The organism is Streptomyces sp. P5F9 (assembly GCF_057961495.1).
In genome coordinates, this window is sequence record NZ_JBXVPZ010000165.1 from 1 (window position 1) to 19,353 (window position 19,353).

17 protein-coding genes and 2 pseudogenes are annotated in these 19,353 nt (G+C 72.1%); 6 read left to right on the forward strand and 13 right to left on the reverse strand.

The features are described from left to right. Nucleotides 1-690: pseudogene (locus AC31A1_RS25010) on the forward strand (hypothetical protein); the annotation flags it as partial. Here AC31A1_RS25010 and AC31A1_RS25015 read toward each other — a convergent pair. Both AC31A1_RS25015 and AC31A1_RS25020 read right to left on the reverse strand, forming a co-directional pair. Further along, a complete protein-coding gene (locus AC31A1_RS25015; protein ID WP_489655472.1) occupies nt 687-2,774 on the reverse strand; it encodes a tetratricopeptide repeat protein in 2,088 nt (695 codons plus the stop codon). The pseudogene AC31A1_RS25010 and the gene AC31A1_RS25015 sit on opposite strands and share 4 nt — an antisense overlap. A gap of 98 nt (nt 2,775-2,872) precedes the next feature. Then, a complete protein-coding gene (locus AC31A1_RS25020) occupies nt 2,873-3,322 on the reverse strand; it encodes a PPOX class F420-dependent oxidoreductase (RefSeq protein ID WP_489655473.1) in 450 nt (149 codons plus the stop codon). Nucleotides 3,323-3,414: 92 nt separating this feature from the next. Here AC31A1_RS25020 and AC31A1_RS25025 point away from each other — a divergent pair, with 92 nt between their 5' ends. The 3 genes from AC31A1_RS25025 (at nt 3,415) to AC31A1_RS25035 (ending at nt 6,652) form a co-directional block, all read left to right on the forward strand. Continuing rightward, complete coding sequence (locus AC31A1_RS25025) at nt 3,415-4,002, forward strand: TetR/AcrR family transcriptional regulator (protein WP_489655474.1); 588 nt, start codon at nt 3,415-3,417, stop codon at nt 4,000-4,002. Further along, nucleotides 3,999-5,357, forward strand: coding sequence for an MFS transporter (locus AC31A1_RS25030; RefSeq protein WP_489655475.1), 1,359 nt, complete (start codon nt 3,999-4,001; stop codon nt 5,355-5,357). Before AC31A1_RS25025 ends, AC31A1_RS25030 begins: the two co-directional genes overlap by 4 nt. 65 nt (nt 5,358-5,422) lie before the next feature. After that, entirely contained in the window at nt 5,423-6,652 is a 1,230-nt protein-coding gene (locus AC31A1_RS25035) for a serine hydrolase domain-containing protein (protein ID WP_489655476.1), read from the forward strand. 25 nt (nt 6,653-6,677) lie between these two features. Here the strand turns inward: AC31A1_RS25035 and AC31A1_RS25040 are convergent, their stop codons facing one another. From AC31A1_RS25040 to ribA, 5 genes are read right to left on the reverse strand one after another with little or no spacing between them, the layout of a single operon-like run. Continuing rightward, nucleotides 6,678-7,832 carry a saccharopine dehydrogenase family protein gene (locus AC31A1_RS25040; RefSeq protein ID WP_489655477.1) on the reverse strand — a complete coding sequence of 385 codons (1,155 nt, stop codon included), beginning with the start codon at nt 7,830-7,832 and terminating at the stop codon, nt 6,678-6,680. Beyond that, the gene (locus AC31A1_RS25045) at nt 7,825-8,892 is read right to left on the reverse strand and encodes a saccharopine dehydrogenase (RefSeq protein ID WP_489655478.1); all 1,068 of its coding nucleotides are present in this window, start codon (nt 8,890-8,892) and stop codon (nt 7,825-7,827) included. Before AC31A1_RS25045 ends, AC31A1_RS25040 begins: the two co-directional genes overlap by 8 nt. Then, nucleotides 8,889-10,034, reverse strand: a complete 1,146-nt coding sequence (locus AC31A1_RS25050; protein WP_489655479.1) for an NAD(P)/FAD-dependent oxidoreductase — start codon at nt 10,032-10,034, stop codon at nt 8,889-8,891. The genes AC31A1_RS25045 and AC31A1_RS25050 overlap by 4 nt, the downstream gene beginning before the upstream one ends. Then, the gene (locus AC31A1_RS25055) at nt 10,031-11,002 is read right to left on the reverse strand and encodes an ornithine cyclodeaminase family protein (protein ID WP_489655480.1); all 972 of its coding nucleotides are present in this window, start codon (nt 11,000-11,002) and stop codon (nt 10,031-10,033) included. Before AC31A1_RS25055 ends, AC31A1_RS25050 begins: the two co-directional genes overlap by 4 nt. A gap of 33 nt (nt 11,003-11,035) precedes the next feature. After that, entirely contained in the window at nt 11,036-11,698 is a 663-nt protein-coding gene (gene ribA / locus AC31A1_RS25060) for a GTP cyclohydrolase II (RefSeq protein WP_318019959.1), read from the reverse strand. Between the two features lie 38 nt (nt 11,699-11,736). On the opposite strand from ribA, the gene AC31A1_RS25065 reads away from it, so the two are divergent. Beyond that, the gene (locus tag AC31A1_RS25065) at nt 11,737-12,492 is read left to right on the forward strand and encodes a creatininase family protein (RefSeq protein ID WP_489655481.1); all 756 of its coding nucleotides are present in this window, start codon (nt 11,737-11,739) and stop codon (nt 12,490-12,492) included. 95 nt (nt 12,493-12,587) lie between these two features. Here AC31A1_RS25065 and AC31A1_RS25070 read toward each other — a convergent pair. The 5 genes and pseudogenes from AC31A1_RS25070 to AC31A1_RS25090 all read right to left on the reverse strand — a co-directional run. Further along, nucleotides 12,588-13,718 (reverse strand): annotated as a pseudogene (locus tag AC31A1_RS25070) (lysylphosphatidylglycerol synthase transmembrane domain-containing protein); the annotation flags it as partial. Beyond that, nucleotides 13,715-14,671 carry a methyltransferase domain-containing protein gene (locus AC31A1_RS25075; RefSeq protein WP_489655486.1) on the reverse strand — a complete coding sequence of 319 codons (957 nt, stop codon included), beginning with the start codon at nt 14,669-14,671 and terminating at the stop codon, nt 13,715-13,717. The gene AC31A1_RS25075 and the pseudogene AC31A1_RS25070, both read right to left, overlap by 4 nt. Before the next feature lie 149 nt (nt 14,672-14,820). Next, nucleotides 14,821-16,005, reverse strand: a complete 1,185-nt coding sequence (locus AC31A1_RS25080) for a glycosyltransferase family 4 protein (RefSeq protein ID WP_489655482.1) — start codon at nt 16,003-16,005, stop codon at nt 14,821-14,823. Further along, nucleotides 16,002-16,400, reverse strand: a complete 399-nt coding sequence (locus AC31A1_RS25085) for a 6-pyruvoyl trahydropterin synthase family protein (protein ID WP_043671992.1) — start codon at nt 16,398-16,400, stop codon at nt 16,002-16,004. The genes AC31A1_RS25080 and AC31A1_RS25085 overlap by 4 nt, the downstream gene beginning before the upstream one ends. Before the next feature lie 151 nt (nt 16,401-16,551). Continuing rightward, entirely contained in the window at nt 16,552-17,532 is a 981-nt protein-coding gene (locus AC31A1_RS25090; protein WP_489655483.1) for a zinc-dependent alcohol dehydrogenase, read from the reverse strand. A gap of 105 nt (nt 17,533-17,637) precedes the next feature. On the opposite strand from AC31A1_RS25090, the gene AC31A1_RS25095 reads away from it, so the two are divergent. After that, nucleotides 17,638-18,408 (forward strand): CDP-alcohol phosphatidyltransferase family protein, encoded by a 771-nt coding sequence (locus AC31A1_RS25095; RefSeq protein ID WP_489655484.1) that lies wholly within the window; start codon nt 17,638-17,640, stop codon nt 18,406-18,408. A gap of 64 nt (nt 18,409-18,472) precedes the next feature. Here AC31A1_RS25095 and AC31A1_RS25100 read toward each other — a convergent pair whose 3' ends face one another. Then, nucleotides 18,473-19,210: a YcnI family copper-binding membrane protein gene (locus AC31A1_RS25100; protein WP_489655485.1), complete on the reverse strand. Its 738-nt coding sequence runs from the start codon at nt 19,208-19,210 to the stop codon at nt 18,473-18,475. Nucleotides 19,211-19,353 lie beyond the last annotated feature (143 nt).

Here is a 19,353-nt window from a genome sequence, read left to right on the forward strand (position 1 = left end):
CGCCTGGACCCCGCACTCCCGCTGCGCCCCCAACTGGCCCAACTCATCGCCACACACAGCCCGTTGCCCGACCCCGCCACCTTCACCAGCTCCGTACCGGGCGAGTCGGCGTCCCGCCTCCGACGCCTCTTCTACGACATGATCGGCATCCCCGAACCGGACGCGCCCGCGCTGCTCGAACCGCTCCCGCTCCCGCCGTTCGAACCCGCGGCGCACACGGTCCCGCTCCAGGTGCTGACCACGTTGTCGGGCTCGGGCGAAGTCTCGGTCGTCCGGTACGCGGGCCCGCACCCGGCGCCCGACGGCACGGGCGAGACGCACATGGCGGTGCACGAGGACACCTGTGAGCAGTCCCAACTCTCCCTGGCCGACGTGGTGTTCCGGTACGGCGCGGCCGACGATCCGCGCTTCGGGTCACCCGCGCTCTGGACGACGGAGACACTCGCCCGGCACCCGCAGTGCGCCCTGGCCGCGTACATCACCGGCCCCGGCACCTGCACGGTCCGCACCTCGGACGACACCCTGCTGCACCTGCGCGCGGAGCCGGGCGCGGACGCCGATCCGGCAGCCTGCGCCTCGGCCCTGCATGCCTGGCTCGCGTCCGGCAAGTCCCTGCACGAGGTCGTCACCCAGGGGCTGACCGTACACACGGGAGGGGCCGTGCACCGGGTACGGGTCACCCACGGTTAGCCCTCGCACCGTTCGCGCAGGCCGCGCAGATACTCCAGGTGCTGTTCGGCGTTCTCGTCGCGGAGGGCGGCGGTCGCTTCGTCGATCAAGGCGCGGGCGGCCGTGAACTCGTCGCTGTTCAGGCGGGTTTCGGCGAGGTCGGTGAGGGTGCGGGCCGTGTTGTAGGCCTCGCCGCCGGCGCGGAAGAAGGCCAGGGCGCGGTCCAGGCGCTCGACGGCCTCGGCCTGACGGCCCAGTCCGCGCAGGGCACGACCGCGGTGGCGTTCCAACAGGGCGCGGGCGCGCGGCAGATCGGCGGCGCCCTCGTCGGCGGGACCGATGCCGTCGAGGATGCGGTACGCCTCGTCGAAGGCCGCGTACGCCTCGTCGAAGCGCCACTGGCGCAGCCGGAGCAGGCCGAGGAACTCGACGGCGGAGGCCTGGCCGCGTACATGTCCTCCCGCCCGTTCGTCCCGTGCCGCCGCGAGCGCCTCGGGTTCCGCCTCGTCCCAGCGCCGCAACTCCATGAGGCTGTGGGCGAGTTGGGCGTGCAGGGCACCGGCGATACGGGTGCCCGGGAAGTGGGTGTCCGCCGTACGGACCCCCGACTGGAGGGCGGGCAGCAGTATGTCGTGGTGGCCCGCCTTGAGTTGGAGCGGCCACAGGGCCTGGCCCAGCAGGACGACGGTGTCCCAGTCGCCGAACTCCTCGGCTGCGTGCACCGCTTGGACCAGGTTGGAGGACTCGGCGGCCAGTGCGGCGACGCCCGCGCCCCGGTTCTCGTACGACAGCGGTGTGGGCGTGGACGGGACGCGCCAGCTCTCGGGCAACGCGGCCTGTGCCGCGGCGAGTGCGAGGTGCAGATAGCCCTCGACGGTGCGGGACACGGCGGCGGAGCACGCGGCGATGCCGTCCACGGCGGCGGCTGTGCGGGCGGCGTGCGCGCGGACGGCGGGCCGGTAGCGGTAACGGCCGTCGTCCGTGACCTCGATGAGCAGGGCGCCGGCCAACTCGTCGAGGAGCCGGGCGGCTTCGGCCTCGTCGGTATCGGCGGCTCGGGCGGCCGCGGCGGCGTCGAGGGCGGGCCAGTCGTACAGGCCGGTCAGGCGGTAGAGGCGAGCGGCGTCCGGGGTCAGCAGGCGGTAGGAGTCCTCGACTGCGGAACTCACCGGGTCGTATGCGGACCCGGGTGTCTCCGGCGGTAGGGGCGGCCCGGCCAGCCGGGGTGCGGCGGCGCGCAGCGCGTAGGGCGAACCGGCGCAGCGGTCCAGTACGGCGGGCAGCGTGGCGCGGGCGGCACTGACCGCGGGTTTGCCGACCAGCTCGGTGAGCAGCCGTTTCGCGTCCCGGCGACCGAGCGGTCCGACCGGGATCCGCAGGGCGTCGAGGCCGATGAGCGGATTCCGCGCCACGACGAGGGTGACCACATCCGGCGCCGGTGCCAGCAGCGGCTGCACCTGGGCGCCGGAACACGCGTGATCGAGCACCACGAGAACGCGGCGGCCGGTCAGGGAGCGCCGGAACAGGGCGGCCCGGTCGGCGGTCACGGGCGGTATGTCCTCGTCGGGCAGGCCGAGTTGGCGCAGCAGCGTGGCCAGGACCGGTCCGGGGCCGAGCGCGCGCAGGTCGGCGTAGAGCTGCCCGTCGGGGAAGCGGGCCACCTGTCGTGCGCCCCAGTGGAAGGCGAGGGTGCTGGTGCCGATGCCCTCGGGGCCGTGGAGGAGCGCCAGCCGTGGACGGCCGTCGAAGGCGCGGGTCGCCTCCTTGTCCAGGAGTTTCAGGGCGTCCTGACGGTCCGTGAAGGAACGGGGTGCCGACGGGAGGCAGTGGCGTCCCGGCCCGGTGACGGGCTGCGATCTGCGCACGCCTCGCGCGAACCGGGTCCAGGCGAGGGCGAGTTCGGGGTCACTGTGGACACGGTCGTGGACCATGCGCGCGATCGCGTTCACCTCGTCGGGGGTGGCGGGTGCCGTCACCTCGCGTCCGGCGAGGCGACGGACCATTCCGCCGGCCGACTCCCAGGCCAACTTGCCTGCCTCACCGGCCATCCCGGAGCCGACGGCCCCGAACACCGCACCGATGGCGCTCGTGGACAGCAGATCCATCACCTCGTGCACTCCCCCGTCGTCCGCTCACCGCACAGCGGATCAACCTTAGCGCCGGTGAAGGATGGTGACGATGGGTCACCTCTGTTCCGGACGGCTCAACCGCGCTTCGGCCTCGCCGGAATCCCGTAAGCCCGCTCCACCCGCAACCGCAGCACCAGCCTCCGGTCCCGCACCATCGCCGCCCGGTAGTCGCCCCAGTCCGGGTGCTCGCCGAGGACGTCGCGGTAGAGCCGGATGAGTTCCTCGACCGTGTCGTCGTGCGGGTCGGCGGCGACCGGGGTGAGGTCCGCCGTACCCTCGGCGACCGTGAAGGCCCAGCGGTCGGCGCTGGTCACGTGATAGGAGGCGCGGGGGTCCCGGCGCAGGTTGCGGGTCTTGGTGCGGTCGTCGGTGATCGACACCCGGATGATCCGCTCGTCGGGGTAGTAGGCGTGGCTGACGTTCGACAGCTGGGGCCGGCCGTCCTTCTTGAGGGTGACCAGTACCCCGCCGTGGCCCTCGGAGAGCAACTGGAGCAGTGCGTCCTGCGTCGCGTCGTGAGTCATGCGTCCATCAACCGTGTGAAGCGGGTCACGCATTCCCCGAGCTGGGAGCCAGCGAGTAGACACTGTCTACGAATGGCTGGTAGACAATGTCTATGAGCGTGAGCGAACCGGAAGCAGGACTGCGCGGCCGCCTGGTCGACGTGGGTGTGGAGCTGGTGGCCCAGGAAGGTGCGCAGGCGTTGACCCTGCGCGAGATCGCCCGGCGGGCCGGTGTCTCCCACGGGGCACCCCGCCGCTATTTCCCCACCCACCTGGAACTCCTGTCCGCCATCGCGCGGCGCGGCTTCGCCGACCTGGGCGAGCGGGCGACGCGGGCCCTCGGAGAGGCTGGAGCGAGCCCGCGCGCGCAATTGACAGCGCTTGGCCACGTCTACCTGGAGTTCGCGCTCGACAACCCCGGCATGTACGAGTTGATGTTCCGTCACGACCTGCTGGAGAGCGGGCACTTGGGGCTGCGGGACACCAGCCTGCCCCTGTTCGGCGTCCTGGTGGACCTGGTCGGCCGGTCGCGTCCCGACGTGGACGCCCGCCTGGTCGCGGGCGCGTTGTGGGCGAACCTGCACGGCATCGCCCAGCTCTGGCGCTGGGGCAGCCTCCAACTCGCCACCGGCGCCGCCGACTTCGTCCCCCTGTTGCGGTCGGCCCTCGACGCGCACCTGGGTCCGGAGGGCACCCGATGACGGTTCACCGAAGGCTCGTGCTGGCGAGCAGTGTCGCCGGCGCCGCAATCGTCGCGCTGGACGGGACCGTACTCACCGTCGTACAGCCCACCCTGCAACGGGAGTTGGGGGCCTCGCTCGCGCAGGTCCAGTGGACGAGCACCGCGTATCTCGTCGCCGTGGCAGGCCTGTTGGTGTCGGCCGGGCGGATCGGGGACCGGTACGGGCATCAGCGGGTGTTCGGGCTCGGCATGCTCGGCTTCGGTCTCGCCTCGGCCGGGATCGGTCTGGCGCCCGGTGTCGGCTGGGTGATCGGACTCCGGGTCGTCCAGGGGGTGTTCGGGGCGCTGCTCCAACCGGCCACGCTCGGCATGCTGCGCGCCGCGTTCCCGCCCGACCGGCTCGGCATGCCCATCGCCGTACGGACGAGTGTGATCGCAGTGGCGGCGGCCGCCGGGCCGTTGGTGGGCGGGGCGTTGGTGGACGCGGTGGGCTGGCGGGCCGTGTTCTTCCTGAACGTCGTGCCCTCGCTCGTGTTCGGCGCGCTCGCCCTGACCGTTCGAGGACCGCGACAACGACAGTCAAACGGCGTCCGGTTCGATCTGCCCGGCGCCCTGCTCCTCGCGCTCTCCCTCGCCTCGCTCGTCCAGGCCCTGGTGGATCTCCCCGGCTCGGCCGCCGGGTTGGCCGTATCGGCGCTGGCCGGCGTCTCCTTCGTACGCCACGAACGTCGTACCGCACATCCGCTCCTGCCACCGGACGTCGTCGGCTCGGCGGCGATACGCGGAGCGCTCGGAATGCTGCTCGCCGCGTCGGCCGCGTTCTCCGGGACGCTGTTCGTCGTCACCTATTTCCTGCAGGACACGATGGGACTTGGCCCGTTCCAAAGCGCGCTCCGAGGAGTGCCGTTGGCCGCCGCGATGGTGCTCACGGCACCCGCGACGGCCGTGGTGCTGCGCCGGGCCGGGGCCCGCTCCACGACCGGAGCGGCGATGGTGGTCGTAGCCCTGGCCGTGCTCGTGCTGTCCCGGGCCTCCGGCACAGCCACGGTATGCGCGGGTTTCGCCCTGCTCGGGGCCGGGTTCGGAACGGTGATGGTGGCGGCGACCCAGGTCGTCGTACGGGCGGCGGTCGTCGAATCGGCCGGGGTGGCGGGCGGGCTGAAGCAGACCGCAGTGAACGTGGGGCCGACGCTCGGGGTCGCGGCGGGAAGTGCGCTGATGGCCGCCGGTGGGCGGGAGTTGGCGCTCGGAATCCTCGCCGCGGTGGCCCTGACCGGCGCTCTCGCCTGTCTCGTGCTGCCCGGGCGGACAGTCGCGTCGCTCACACATCCCCCCGTTACAGGAGACCGCGCAGGTGTTCCTGCGCGACGATGAGTTCCGAGGTGTCCGGGGCCGGGTATGCGGGACCCCACCTCGTGAACGCAATTCGGAGGAGAGCCATGGCACAGCTGCGACAAGAGGTCGACCCGGACGAGGTCGGACTGGATCACAAGGCGCTGGACCGCCTGGACCAGCACTTCGCCCATTACGTCGACGTGGAGCGCCTGCCGGGCTTCCTGGTGTCCGTGGCCCGTCACGGCCGCGTCGCCCACCTCACCGCCCACGGGCACCGCGATGTCGCGGCCCGACTGCCCGTCACGCCGGACACGTTGTACCGGATCTACTCCATGACCAAGCCGGTCACCGCGGTCGCCGCGCTGATCCTGATGGAGGAGGGCAAGCTCTCCCTGGACGACCCGGTCGGCCGTCATCTGCCGGCCTTCGCGGACATGCGGGTCTACGACAGCGGCTCCGGCGCCGATGTGAAGACGCGGCCGGTGGAGCAGCCGGTGCTGATCCGGCATCTGATGACCCACACCTCGGGCCTGACCTTCGCGTTCTACCACTCGCATCCGGTCGACGCCCTGTACCGGGACGCGCACCTGGAGTCGTCGGTGCCGCCCGGCGCGAACCTCGCCGAGACGATCGACATCTACGCGAGCCTGCCGCTGCAGTTCGAGCCGGGCACGCAGTGGAACTACTCCGTCGCCTCGAACGTGCTCGGCCGGGTCGTCGAAGTGGTCTCCGGGCAGCGGCTCGACGAGTTCTTCGCCGAGCGGATCTTCCGGCCGCTGGGGATGCCGGACGCCGGCTTCTCGGTCCCGGACGAAAAGGCCGGCCGGCTCTCCGAGTTGTACGGCGACGCCGACGGCGGCGGTATCGAGTCGATCGCCGGGCTGCCGCTGCGGGGTGGCCGGCCGCGGTTCCTGTCGGGCAGCGGCGGGATGGCGGCGAGCCCGTACGACGTGCACCGGTTCGCGGAGTTCCTGCGGCGGCGGGGCGAACTCGACGGCACCCGGCTGCTCGCGCCCGAGACGGTCGACCTCATGGCCAGCAACCACCTTCCCGGCGGCGCCGACATGCGCGCCTTCGGCAGCCCCGCGCATCAGGAACCCGGCAACGACGGAATGGGCTTCGGCCTCAGCGTCTCCGTGGTCATCGACCCCGAGCGCACCCAATCCCCCATGGGACTGGGCGCGTTCGGGTGGAGCGGCGCGGCTACGACGACGTTCTGGGTGGACCCGAGCCGCGATCTCACCGTGCAGTTCATGACCCAGCTGCGGCCGAAGCACTCCCTGAAGATCATCCCCGAGCTGAAGCAGCTGGTGCACGAGGCCGTCACGGACTGAGGCTCAGCCACTCCGCCGGCAACTGCTACTGATCAACCCGCAGTGTGAACTCCAGTCCCTCCCCCGCCAGTTCACTCAGCCACTCCCGTGACCGTTCCGCCGTCTCCGCCGCCCGGTTCAGGCCGGACGGCAGGTCGTCGGAGAGGATGTGGCGGACGGCGAGGGAGAGCGGGCGCGAGACGCAGCGGGCCATGGCGCTCTCCTCCTCGTCGCCGACCAGGTCGAGGAGGTAGCTGCCGGACCAGGCCTGGCCCGTGTCGCCCCGGACGTCCAGGGACACTTCGAGGACGACCCGGTCGTGGTCGGCGTCCGTGGTGGGGTAGGTCGCCGCCAACTCCCTTGCCAGCGCGGCGATCCGGGTGTCGTCGCCCGCCTTCAGCTCCTCGAACACGGCGTCCCAGGCCCGCAGCCAGCCATCGAGTCGCAGCGTGCCGCGCACGAACGTCCGCGGTGTCCAGGACGCCGGCAGCCCGTACTGCTCGATGAACGGCACACTGTCCCGGTTCGGATAGACCTCGAAGGTCTCGCCGTCGACGACGTGCGGCCGGGTCACCTCCCAGGGCCGGTCGGCCGTGGTCTCCTCGCCGTCCTCCAGGTACCGCGCAGGCGAGCGCAGCGCCCCCAGGACTCCGGCGGGCGCCCAACTGAACCGGTACCGGAAGTCGTTGGGCACCGCCGGGACACCGCCGCAGTACGACGTGAGGCTGTACGAGGCCGCCGTGCCCTCGCCGATCGCCTCCCGGGCGCGGGCGACCAGGCTGTGCGCGAAGAGATGGTCGATGCCGGGGTCGAGGCCGGCCTCGGTGAGGACGACAATGCCCGCCTTCTCGGCCGCCGGTACCTGTTCCAGGACGGCGTCCGACACATAGCTGGAGCAGGCGAAGTGCGCCTGCCGCCGCACGCAGACGGCCAGCAGCGCCGCGTGCTCAGGCGCGGGCAGCATGGAGACGACGACGTCTCCGGGCGCCAACTCGGCCGTGAGGGCGGCAGGTTCGAAGGCTCGCGGTTCGGCGCGTCCCGTCAGGCCCAGGTGGTCGAGGGCCTGCGCCGCGCGCTCCTCGGTGCGGTGCCACAGCCGTACCCGCTCGGCCGTGTCGCACAGCAGGGCGAGCCCGCTGCCCGTGGACAGTCCGGCGCCGATCCAGTGGACGGTGCCGCTCGCGCGCACCACGTCAGACATGGCCCAACTCCCCATCTGCCACGGCGATTCCGAGTTCACGGGACTTCGTACGGAACAGGTCGAGGGCGCGTCCCCACGCCTCGCCGGTCCCGAAATCCAGGAGTTGGGGCAGCAGCGCGGCCGAGAAGTCGGTGCTGGACTCCCTCGGGAGGAGGGACGGCAGGTTGTCGATCGCGATGAGGTCGAGCGGGGGGCGCTCGCGCAACTGCCGTACGGGGTCGTCCCATTCGGTCGTGCGGTCGTAGACCGGCAGGACGTTGAGGGGCGAGCCGACGTCGCAGGTGACGTCGGAGACGGTGCGGAGGCGGCGGGTCGGGTCGTCGAGGTCCACATCGCGGAGGAAGGGCGGGACGGGGGTCGTAGCCAGAACGCAGTTGACCAGGACGTCGTGGGCCAACAGGGCCGGGCGGTCCAGGTTCTGGGTCTCGGCCATGTCCCAACAGGTCGGTTCGATCCCGGCGGTGGAGAACGCGACCCGCGCTCCGCGTCCGCTGCGGCCGAGCGCGCCGATCACCAGCGCGTTGAACTCCGCCTCCCCTGCGGCGGGTTGGAGCTGCTCATCCAGCTCCTCCTTCGAGGTGGGCGTCAGCGGTGCGACCAGCCGGCCCCGGTGCTGGAGGACGGCCAGGGCCGCGCCCAGGTAGCCGGCCCAGAAGCCGAACGCGGCGAGGCGGCGGCCTTTGTCGTCCACCAGGTATTCGAGGTCGAGCAGCGCTCCGCCCCCGGCCGCGAACCGGCTCAGCAGGTCACTCGCTCCCGGCTGGTCCTTGTAGGCGTGCCCGAAGAAGATGTGACGGTGGGTCAACTCAGTGGGCTGGTCCGGGAGTTCCTTGAGGCCGAGGATCACCGTGTCCTTCGGCGCCGACGCCCAGGAGTCCGCGGGTGCGACGCGGGCGCCGACCGCCTCGTACTCCTCGATGGGGAAGATCCGTTGCGGGGACTCCTCGACCGTGAGGGTCACGCCGTTCTCGACGAGGCGGCGGGCGTCGGAGGGGACGACCGGGGTGCGGCGTTCGGTCGTGCGGGGCTCGTGGCGCAGCCACAGATGGAGCTCGGTCATACCAGGTTGACCTCCGGGCGCGGGGCGTCGGCCGCGAACCGGCCGGCGCTCAGGGGGCTGACGTCCACGAAGGGTACGTGGCCGAGGTACAGGTCGCGGACGACCTCGCCGACGGCCGGTCCCTGGAGGAAACCGTGGCCGGAGAAACCGGTGGCGTAGAGGAAGCGGGAGACCGAAGTCGCCTCGCCGATCAGGGCGTTGTGGTCCGGCGTGTTCTCGTACAGGCCCGCCCAGCCGCCGGTGCGGCGCAGGTCGAGGAGGCCGGGGGCGCGGCGCCGCATGGCGTCGGCGAGGCGGGGGATCCAGCGGTCGTGGGTGTCGGTGGCGAAGCCGGGACGCTCGTCGGGGTCGGACATGCCGACGAGGAGGCCGGGGCCCTCGGTGTGGAAGTAGAGGCTGGTGGTGAAGTCGATCGTCATGGGGAGGTTGGGCGGCAGTCCCGTGACCGGTTCCGTGACCGCGATCTGGCGGCGCAGCGGTTGCACGGGGAGGTCCACGCCCGCCATCGCGCCGATCCCCTTGGACCAGGCGCCGGCCGCGCAGATCACGGTGCTGGTGTCGATGCGGCCCAGGGTCGTCACGACCGCCGTGATGGTGTAGCCGTGTGTCTCGATGCCTGTGACGTCGGTGTGGCGCAGGATCGTCGCGCCGTGGGCGCGGGCGGCGGCCGCGTAGCCGTGGACGACCGCCTCGGGGGTGCAGTGGCCGTCGTCGGGCGAGTAGGCGGCGGCGATGAGGCCTTCGGTGCTGATCAACGGGGAGAGGCGGCGGGCCTCGGCGGGGTCGATGATGCGGCTGGGCACGTCGAGGGAGTTCTGCAGCCGGACGCCCGCCTCGAAGGACGCCACGTCCTCGGGCGTCGAGAGGAGGAACAGGTAGCCGACGCGATGTAACCCGATGTCGTGGCCGGTGTCCTCCTCGAAGCGTCCGAAGGCCTCCAGACTGCGTGCGCCCAGTTGCACGTTGAGGCCGTCGGAGAACTGTGCGCGTACTCCGCCGGCCGCCTTGGAGGTGGACCCGGCGGCGAGTTCGTCCCGTTCGACGAGGACGACGTCACGGACGCCGGCGCGGGCCAGGTGATAGGCGATGCTGGTGCCGATGACCCCGCCGCCGATGACGACGACCTCTGCCTGACGCTTCACGGACGCTCCTTCTTGGCCGCGTCGATGACGGCCCAGGCCGCGGCCGCGTCCTGGATGCCGAGTCCGACGCTGTTGTAGTGGACGATGTCGTCGGGCCGGGTGCGGGCCGCGCGGCGGCCGGTGAGGACGGCGCCGAGCGGGATCAGGTCCTCGGGGGTGAGCAGCCCGGCGCGCAGGGCGTCGACGATCGGCCCGGCGTGTCCGGCGGCCGTCTCCGGGTCGTCGACGACGACGGCCGCCGACCGTCGTAGGACCTCGGGGTCGACCTCGCTGCGGGTGGGTTCGAAGGAGCCCACGCTGACGACCGTGCACCCGGGCGCGAGCCAGGCGCCGTGCACCACGGGGGTGGTGCTGAGCGTGCAGGCCGCGACCACGGACGCGCCGGTCACGGCCTCCTTCGCGGTGGCCACCGCCTCGACGGGGAAGGGCAGTTCGGCCGTCAGCGACTGTGCGGCCCGTGCGCGCCGCTCGGGGTTCGGGCTCCACAGGCGTACGGATGTCAGGTCCCGGACCCGGGCGATCGCGCGGACGTGGGCGAGTGCCTGGGTGCCGGAGCCGAGGACGCCGAGGCGGTCGGCGTCGGGGGCGGCCAGGGTGTCGACGGCGACGGCGCTGCCCGCGGCCGTGCGCAGGGTCGTCACCGCCGTGCCGTCCATGACCGCGACCAGCTGTCCAGTGGACCGGTCCAGCGCGCTGATCACCGCGTGGACCGTGGGCAGCCCGGCCCGCGCGTTGGCCGGGTTGACGCTGCCGAACTTCGCCACCGCCCCGGTGTCCGCCGACAGCCGGGAGACATAGGCGAAGACGACGCTGTCGTCGAAACGGCTCGGGTGCATGATCTTGCCGGGCAGGTCGGCGTTGCCGTCACCGAGGGCGGTGAAGGCCGCGCGCTGCGAGGCGATGGCCGTGTCGGCGTCGAGCAGCTGCCTGACCCGGTCGCCGGAGAGGAAGAGGACGTCGTCGGTCATTCCCTCTTCCTGTCCGGACCGCGCTCACCCGAATCAGGACCAGTGCGCCACCGCGTCCAAATGGGGCAGGTGGTGGTCGAGACGCTCCCGCTTGGTGCGGAGGTAGGTGATGTTGTTCTCGCAGGGCGGGATCAACAGCGGTACCTCTTCGGAGACTTTGATGCCGTGTTCCAGCAACGCCTCGCGTTTGCGCGGGTTGTTGGAGAGCAGACGGACGCTCGCCACCCCGAGGTCGTGCAGGATCTCGGCGGCGACGCCGTAGTCGCGGGCGTCGACCGGGAGGCCGAGGGCGAGGTTCGCTTCGACGGTGTCGAGGCCCTCCGCCTGCAGGGCCATCGCGCGCAACTTGGCGAGCAGGCCTATGCCGCGGCCCTCGTGCCCTCTCAAGTAGACGACGATGCCCCGGCCTTCGGCGACGACGGCACGCATCGCGGCGTCCAGCTGGTCGCCGCACTCGCAGTGCTGGGAGCCGAAGGCGTCGCCCGTCAGGCACTCCGAGTGGAGTCGGGTGAGTACGTCGTCCGTGCCGATGTCGCCGTAGACCAGGGCCACTTGCTCGTCACCGCGGTCGTGGTCCAGGTAGCCGATCGCCTGGAATTTGCCGTACACGGTGGGCAAGGGAGCATTCACGACACGTTCCGCGCCCCTGGGCTGCGCGGACTTCTGCTTGCCGAGTACGCCAATGTTTTCTGTCATGATCTGGTTCCTAAGCAGAGACGAAAGGCCGTGAAAAAATGAATGGTTCGGGCTCACGGACGGCGGCATACGGACTGGTGCCGGCGGACACCACGGAGGACGTGCGGTCTAGGGGGGCAGAAGTATCAGCACAGGTCGCCGTCCTTCCGGTCGGCAGTTTCGAGCAGCACGGCCCGTATCTCCCGCTGGCGACCGACACGTTGGTCGCCTGTGCCGTGGCCCGGGAGATCGCCGCGGCGTACCCGGTGCATCTCCTCCCGCCGGTGACGATGGCCTGCTCGCACGAGCACGCGGCCTGGCCGGGGACCGTCAGCATCTCTTCCGTGACCCTTCATGCGGTGGTGCGGGACATCGCGGACTCGCTCCGCCGCTCGGGGGTCGAGACCCTGGTGGTGGTCAACGGTCACGGCGGAAACTACGTGCTGGGCAACGTCGTTCAGGAGTCCTCCGCGCGCGGTGAGCGGATGGCGCTGTTCCCCGCCGCCGAGGACTGGGAGACGGCGCTGGAGCGGGCCGGAGTACTGACCTCGTTGCTCACGGATATGCATGCGGGGGAAATCGAGACCTCCATTCTTCTGCACGCTCATCCCGAATTGATCCGTCCCGGATATGAGACCTCCGATTTCGTCGCCGACGACCGTCGCCATCTCCTGACGCTCGGTATGGCCGGCTATACCGAGTCGGGCGTCATCGGGCGCCCGTCCCTCGGCTCGGCGGAAAAGGGGAAGGCACTGCTGGCGAGCCTCGCCGATTCCTTCGGCGCGTATTTCTCGATGCTGACCGCAGAGGCCTGAGCGGGCACCGGGTCCGGTACGGCGGTGCCGGGCCCGGCGGTGCGCAGGCCGGTGTACCAGCGGGCGACCAGGACCAGCAGGCCCGGCAGGGCGGCGACGAAGCTGAGCACGCCGTAGATCACGGAGACGGCCAGGCCGCTGGTCGCGCCGAGGCCCGCGGCGCCGAAGGCCCAGGCGGTGACGCCCTCGCGGGGGCCCCAGCCGCCGACGTTCAGCGGCAGGCCCATGGCGACGAGCGCGAGGACCGCGATCGGCAGCAGCTGGGCGACGGTGGCGGCGGAGCCGGCGGCCCGGGCGGCGACCACGAACATCGCGAGGTGGCCGGCCAGGATGACGAGCGAGGAGAAGGTGACGCCGGGCCAGTTGGCGCGGGAGAAGAGTCCGGCGCGTGCCTCGTCGAGGGTGGTGCGCAGGGCGCGGCCCCGGCGGGTGGCGGTGGCCGGACGGTTCATGCGTACGGCGGCCACGACGGCCAGTGCTCCGACGGCGGCGAGCAGCACGACCGGAGCGACGCTGCGGGCGTCGGCCATCACCGGGGAGTCCAGACCCAGCAGGACCGTCACTCCTACGGCGGCCAGCGCGAGCTGCCCCGCGACGCGCTCCAGGACGACGGCGCGTACGGCGCGGCCCATGTCGCCGGCACTCTGTCCGTGGCGTACCGCGCGGTGCACGTCGCCGAGGATGCCGCCGGGCAGGGCCGCGTTGAGGAACAGGGCGCGGTAGTAGTCGGCGACGGCGGGGCCGAGCGGCAGCTTGATGCGCAGGCCGCGCGCCACGAGGGCCCAGCGCCAGGCGCTGAACACCGTCGTGACCACGCCGATCGCGAGGCCGATGAGCAGCGTCGGTGCGTCGATGCGGCGCAGGCCGTCCAGGAAGACGCCGGTGCCGAGGCGCCAGAGGAGGACGCCGAGGATGGTGACGCCGGCGACCGTGCCGAAGTGGGTGCGTACCGTGCGGGAGTTCACCCGGGTCAGGATCGCGCGCAGGACGCGGCGGGCGCCGGAGGCGCGGTCGGTGCCGGGGCGGGGGGCGGCGACGATCACTCCGATGCGGTCGCCGGAGACGGCCGAACTGTGCAGCGGCGGGGTGTGCTTGGGACGGCGCACCTCTTCTACGGCGGTCTTGGCGCGCAGTGCGAGGGCGACCGGCGTGGACCGGTCCACACGCACCCTGCGGGTCCGGGTGCTCGGCCGCGGTGCGACCGTCCGCATGGTCTCGACGCTCATGACGTGCCCCCCGTCGGCCGGGCCAGTGCCAGCAGGTCGCTGTGGTGGACGAGCACGGTCAACTCCCCTGCCGCGCAAGCCGCGAGGCGCCGTTGCAGATAGTGATCGGCGCGTTCCTTCAGCTCGGGGCGTTCCTCGACGGCCGCGCCGATCCAGCCGCGCAGCCACTCGGCGGTGAGCGCGGCCTCGTCGGGGCCGAGCCGCCAGGCGCTCGGGTGGACGCGGACCGTGGCGCCGTGCGCGGCGAAGGCCTCGCAGGTGACGGTGACGGCGTCCGGGCCGAGGAGGCCGTCGCGCCGCTGGTGGGCGTTGAACGCGTCGGCGATCTCGGCGTCCATCGGGTCGGCCGGGGTGATCTCGACCCGGCCCGCCACGGACAGCGTGAGCAGCGCCGGGCAGCCGGCGCCGACACAGGCGGCGACGAGGGCGTCGACCTCCTCGCGGGTCAGGACGTCCAGCAGTGCGGAGGCCGTCACCAGCGAGGCACCGACCAGCGCGTCCGGGGTCAGCCGGGCCACGTCACCGCGCCGGGTCTCCACGGTGACGCGGCTGCCGTCGGCGGCGGCGCGGGGTGAGGCGACGGCGGCGAAGTGCAGGAGGTAGGGGTCGCGGTCGTGCAGGATCCAGTGCTGGGCGCCGTCGAGGCGGGGCGCGAGCCACCGTCCCATCGAGCCGGTGCCGCAGCCCAGGTCGTGGATGACGACCCCGGAACGGCCGGGCAGGTTGGCGAGCCGGATGCGCAGCGGGTCGAGCAGTTCGGGCGCCCGCGCGACGGCGTCGGCACCCTCCCGCAGCTCCAGCCACTCGGGCGCGTACCGCGGCGGATCGTCGGGGCCGACGTCCCGCAGCCGTACGGTGGCCCGCTCGCCGGGGCGGCCGGCGGGCCCGGCGCCGGGGATCACGGAACCCTGCTCCGCCTGCTCGCCCGCGTCCGTTTGGACCGTTCCCACCATGATGTCCTCCGGCCCCGGCTGTCCAGCCGTCAGGTCCTTCGCGTCGGTCTCCGCCGGGGCGACCAGCATGCCCAGCGGTACGCCCCTGGGCCCCGGCTGCGCCGGAATCCGTCCAGCCTGTGCTGTGGCCCGTGTGGACCGCGTATTCCTCATGCCGCCCTCCGGGGCTCGCTGGGAAGCCGGGTGAGGACGCCGGCCAGGCTGCGGGCCGTGGTGGCCCAGCCGTCGAGGGCCGCGCGCCGGCCGCGGGCGGCCGCCTTGAGCCGCCGGCGTACGTCGGCCTCGCCGAACCAGCCGCGCAGTTCGGCGGCGAGGGCGGCGGGGGCCTCCGGCGGGACGAGGATGCCGGGCACCCCGCCGTCGGGGGCGCGGCCGACCGCCTCGGGCAGCCCGCCGACGTCCGTGGCCAGCACCGGGATGCCCCGGGCGAGGGCTTCGGTGACGGCCATGCCGTACGTCTCGGCGTACGACATGAGGACCATGAGGTCGGCGGAGGCGTAGGTGGCGTCGAGTTCGGCGCCGGCCCGCGGGCCGGCGAGGTGCAGCCGGTCCTGGAGGCCGTGGCGCTTGATGAGGTCGCGCAGGTGGCCGACGTACTCCGGGTCGTTGCCGAAGCCGCCGACGCACTCGCAGGTCCACGGCAGGTCGGCCGCGGCGGCGAGGGCCTCGATCAGCCGGTGCTGGCCCTTGCGCGGAGTCAGCGTGGCGACGCACAGGAGGCGGGAGACGCCGTCGGTGCCGGAGGCGAGGGGGGCGATGTCGGCGCCGGGGGTGGCGACATGGACGCGCTCGGGGGCGAGGCCGTGGTGGGAGACGAGACGGCGGACCGCCCACTCGCTGGTGCCGACGACGGCCGACACCGCGCGCAGGACCGTACGTTCCTTCTCGTCCAGCTCCGCGGCGACGGCGGCCTCCAGGCCGGTCTCGTCGCCGAGCGGGAGGTGGACGAGGACGGCCAGGCTCAGCCGGTCGGCCTCCGGGACGATGATCTCGGGGACTCCGCAGGCCACGATCCCGTCCAGCAGTACGGCGGCGCCGTCCGGCAACTCGCGCAGCACACGGGCGAGTTCGGCACGCGCGGCCGCACCGGGCCGGGGCCACCCGCCGTCCACGGCGTGTTTGTGGACCTGCCAGCCGAAGCCGGGCAGGTCCAGGCTGACCCGCCGGTCGTAGGCGTTGCCGCCGCTCGGCGCGGCCGGGTCGTCGACACCGCCCGGCATCACGAAGTGCACGGTGCGCAGGGACATGGGGATGATCTCGGCATTCCGGGAGGCCGCGCGCTGTGCGGGCAGGAATCCCAGCGAGGGGGCGCGGTCGATGGTCACGTCGCTCACAGGGCACGCTCGTAACTCGCCCAGGCGACGTGCGACTCGTGCAGGGTGACCTGGAGTCCGGCCAGGCCGCGGGCGCCCTCGCCGAGCGCGCCCTTCTCGATCCGCTCGGCGAGCCGGTCGGCGATGACCTTCGCGAGGAACTCCGTCGAGGTGTTGACCCCGGCGAAGTCGGGCTCATTGTCGAGGTTTCTGTAGTTCAACTCGCTCACGACGGCGCCCAGTTCCTGGGTGGCCAGTCCGATGTCGACAACGATGTTGTCGTCGTCCAGCTGCTCGCGCCGGAAAGTGGCGTCCACCAGGAACGTGGCTCCGTGCAACCGCTGGGCGGGCCCGAACACTTCGCCGTGGAAGCTGTGGGCGATCATGATGTGATCGCGAACGGTGATGCTGAACAACGGACGACCCTCCAGGTGCGGCGCGTCTGGTCCCCCGGCTGATCCCTGCCGGGGGATGCCGTGTAGTACGGCTCCACGCCTCCCCCTGTTCAGCCGACTCTCACTCTTTTCTCAGGTCAGACGCTCTTGCTCGTACGGAATTGAACAGTTCTCAGCCGTTGTCGGCGTAACGCACCCGGTGGCACAGCGCCAGGATCTCCCCCGAGGCGAGCCTGGGCAGCAGGTCCGGCAGCTCCTCGAAGTCGCTCTCCCCGGTGACCAGGGCGTCCAGCGCCGGGTCCGCGAGCAGGTCGAGGGCGAGGGCGAGCCGGTCGGCGTAGCTGCGACTGGCGCGCGCCGGGGAGACGGTGCCGACCTGGCTGCTGCGGATGACCAGGCGGCGCGAATGGAAGGCCTCGCCGAGCGGGAGGCTCACTTTCCGGTCGCCGTACCAGCTCAGTTCGAGGACCGTGCCCTCGGCGGTGAGGAGTTCCAGCGCACGGGCGAGCCCCTGTTCGGTGGCGCTCGCGTGGACGACGAGATCGCAGTCGCCGAGCGCGTCCGCCGGCAGCGCGAAGCCGACGCCGAGCGCCTCGGCGATCTTCGCGCGCGCCGGGTCGGCGTCCACCAACTGCACCCGCACACCGGGGAAACGGCCCAGCAGCGCGGCCACCGAACAGCCGACCATGCCTCCCCCGACCACCGCGATCCGGTCGCCGACCAGCGGCGCCGCGTCCCACAACGCGTTGACGGCGGTCTCCACGGTCCCGGCGAGGACGGCCCGCCCGGCGGGCACGGACTCCGGCACGGGTGTCACGGCGCTCGCGGGGACGACGTAGCGCGTCTGATGCGGATAGAGACAGAAGACGGTACGGCCGAGCAGTCGCTCGGGGCCCTCCTCGACCACCCCCACATTGAGGTAGCCGTACTTGACCGGACCTGGGAAGTCGCCCTCCTGGAACGGGGCCCGCATGGTCGCGTGCTGGTTCTCGGGGACGCCCCCGCGGAAAACCAGGGTCTCGGTGCCGCGGCTCACGCCCGACCACAGCGAGCGGACCACCACCTCGTCCTCAGCGGGGTCCGGCAGAACGACGTCGCGTATCTCGCCGTGACCCGGTGGACCGATCCAAAACGCCCTCGCGGTGCGCTTCATCGGAATCCTCCTGAACGATCGGGAAGCTGTTCACGTACGGGTAACCACAGGCCGCGCACAGTACGCGGCGTTGATCGACTCTGTCATACGGCCGGAGGGTGTGCGGTGGCCCTGAACAACACATACGAAGCAAGGCTGGTCCAGCAGGAGACCGCTGTGGGAGCGGGCGTTCAGATCCTGTTGCTGGCGTTGCTCGGCACGGCGATCGGGATGGGGCCGGCCGGCTGGCTGACCGGCCTGGCATTCGCGATCGCCACCTGGGCCGTGCTCTCCAAGGCGCTGCACCGGACCCGGACGCGTTCCTTCGGACCGGCCAACCGGGTCACCCTCGGCCGGGCCATCCTGGTCGGCGGGGTGACCGCGCTGGTCGCGGACTCCTTCGAGAGTTCGCCGCCGGTCACGCTGTTCGTCGGCCTCACAGCGGTGGCCCTGATCCTGGACGGCGTCGACGGCAAGGTCGCCCGCCGCACGGGCACCTCCACCGCGCTGGGCGCGCGCTTCGACATGGAGGTCGACGCGTTCCTGATCCTGGTGCTCAGCGTGTACGTCTCGACGCAGCTCGGCCCGTGGGTCCTGCTGATCGGCGCGATGCGCTACGGGTTCGTCGCCGCGGCCCGCGTCTGGCTGTGGCTGAACGCCCCGCTCCCGCCGAGCACGGCCCGCAAGACGGTCGCCGCCACCCAGGGCATCCTCCTCCTGCTGGCCGGCGCGAACCTCCTGCCCCACGCGGCCAACATCGGCGTGGTGGCCCTCGCGCTGGGCACGCTCGTGTGGTCCTTCGGCCGCGACATCCTGTGGCTGTGGCGCACGTCGCGCGCCTCCCGCGTCGAGGAGGTTCCGGTGGAGGAGAAGCTGCTGGAACTGGTCTCGCAGTAGGGACGGTTGCGCCGAAGGGCCCGGATCACTGGTGATCCGGGCCCTTCGGCGTACTACCTGAGTGCTACGACCGCGGGGCCCGGCTGCGCACGATCGCGAAGGCGCCCGCCGCGAGGCCGAGCACGCCGACGACCAGCCCGGCGATGCCGAGCCCGCGGGCGGTCGAGTCGCTGCTCGACGAGGAGGCGGTGGTGGACTTCGTGGAGGTGGCCGCCGCCGTGGTCGAGGCGGCCGGGGTCTTGTCGCCGTCCTCGCTCTCCTTGGCGGTGAGCTTGAGGACGGGCGCCGGGTTCTCCGGCTCGTCGTCCCCTGCCGTGGTCTGCTCGATCCAGCGGACGACGTCGCCGTTCGAGTAGGTCTGCAGCGTCTTGAACGCCAACTGGTCGGCGTCGTCGGGCAGTTGACCGAAGGCGACGTTGAAGTCCTCGTACTGTCCGGCCGCGATCTTCCCGCCGGTCCAGGTGATCTGGGAGACGGCGTCGGTGATGGTGCCGTCGTCGGTCTTCACCGGCGTCGTGAGCTTGCTGGTGGTGACCTTCGCGGTCCAGCCGTTCTGCGGGGTGACCAGGACGCCGAGGACGGGGTGGTCGGTGGGCAGATAGACCTGGACCTTGGTGGTGCTCGCCTTGTCCTCCTCGTTGGGGACACGGAAGGTGAGGACACCGTCCGTTGCCCCCTTGGCGTAACTCTCCGGGTGGACGGTGACGTGCGCGGAGGCGACCCCGGCGGCGGCCAGGACTCCGGCGGTGGCGAGCGCGGCGACGGTGCCTGCGCGGCGCAGGGTGGTGCGGTGTGCGGACATGGTGAGGTGATCTCCGTACGGGAAAAGGAAGTTGGGTGGTCAGACCGGGTACGGGATCGGGTCCGGTGGTCCTCTGCGGCTGACCGCGTGCCGCAGGAGGAGTTGGCGCAGGGGGGCCGCGTCGGCGGCGGTGCGTCCGGGGC

Bases quoted from the DNA above. Each gene is read 5' to 3' on its own strand.
- AC31A1_RS25015 (WP_489655472.1), bottom strand. From the start codon at position 2,774: ATGGATCTGCTGTCCACGAGCGCCATCGGTGCGGTGTTCGGGGCCGTC.
- AC31A1_RS25020 (WP_489655473.1), bottom strand. From the start codon at position 3,322: ATGACTCACGACGCGACGCAGGACGCACTGCTCCAGTTGCTCTCCGAG.
- AC31A1_RS25025 (WP_489655474.1), top strand. From the start codon at position 3,415: ATGAGCGTGAGCGAACCGGAAGCAGGACTGCGCGGCCGCCTGGTCGAC.
- AC31A1_RS25030 (WP_489655475.1), top strand. From the start codon at position 3,999: ATGACGGTTCACCGAAGGCTCGTGCTGGCGAGCAGTGTCGCCGGCGCC.
- AC31A1_RS25035 (WP_489655476.1), top strand. From the start codon at position 5,423: ATGGCACAGCTGCGACAAGAGGTCGACCCGGACGAGGTCGGACTGGAT.
- AC31A1_RS25040 (WP_489655477.1), bottom strand. From the start codon at position 7,832: ATGTCTGACGTGGTGCGCGCGAGCGGCACCGTCCACTGGATCGGCGCC.
- AC31A1_RS25045 (WP_489655478.1), bottom strand. From the start codon at position 8,892: ATGACCGAGCTCCATCTGTGGCTGCGCCACGAGCCCCGCACGACCGAA.
- AC31A1_RS25055 (WP_489655480.1), bottom strand. From the start codon at position 11,002: ATGACCGACGACGTCCTCTTCCTCTCCGGCGACCGGGTCAGGCAGCTG.
- ribA (WP_318019959.1), bottom strand. From the start codon at position 11,698: ATGACAGAAAACATTGGCGTACTCGGCAAGCAGAAGTCCGCGCAGCCC.
- AC31A1_RS25065 (WP_489655481.1), top strand. From the start codon at position 11,737: ATGAATGGTTCGGGCTCACGGACGGCGGCATACGGACTGGTGCCGGCG.
- AC31A1_RS25075 (WP_489655486.1), bottom strand. From the start codon at position 14,671: ATGGTGGGAACGGTCCAAACGGACGCGGGCGAGCAGGCGGAGCAGGGT.
- AC31A1_RS25090 (WP_489655483.1), bottom strand. From the start codon at position 17,532: ATGAAGCGCACCGCGAGGGCGTTTTGGATCGGTCCACCGGGTCACGGC.
- AC31A1_RS25100 (WP_489655485.1), bottom strand. From the start codon at position 19,210: ATGTCCGCACACCGCACCACCCTGCGCCGCGCAGGCACCGTCGCCGCG.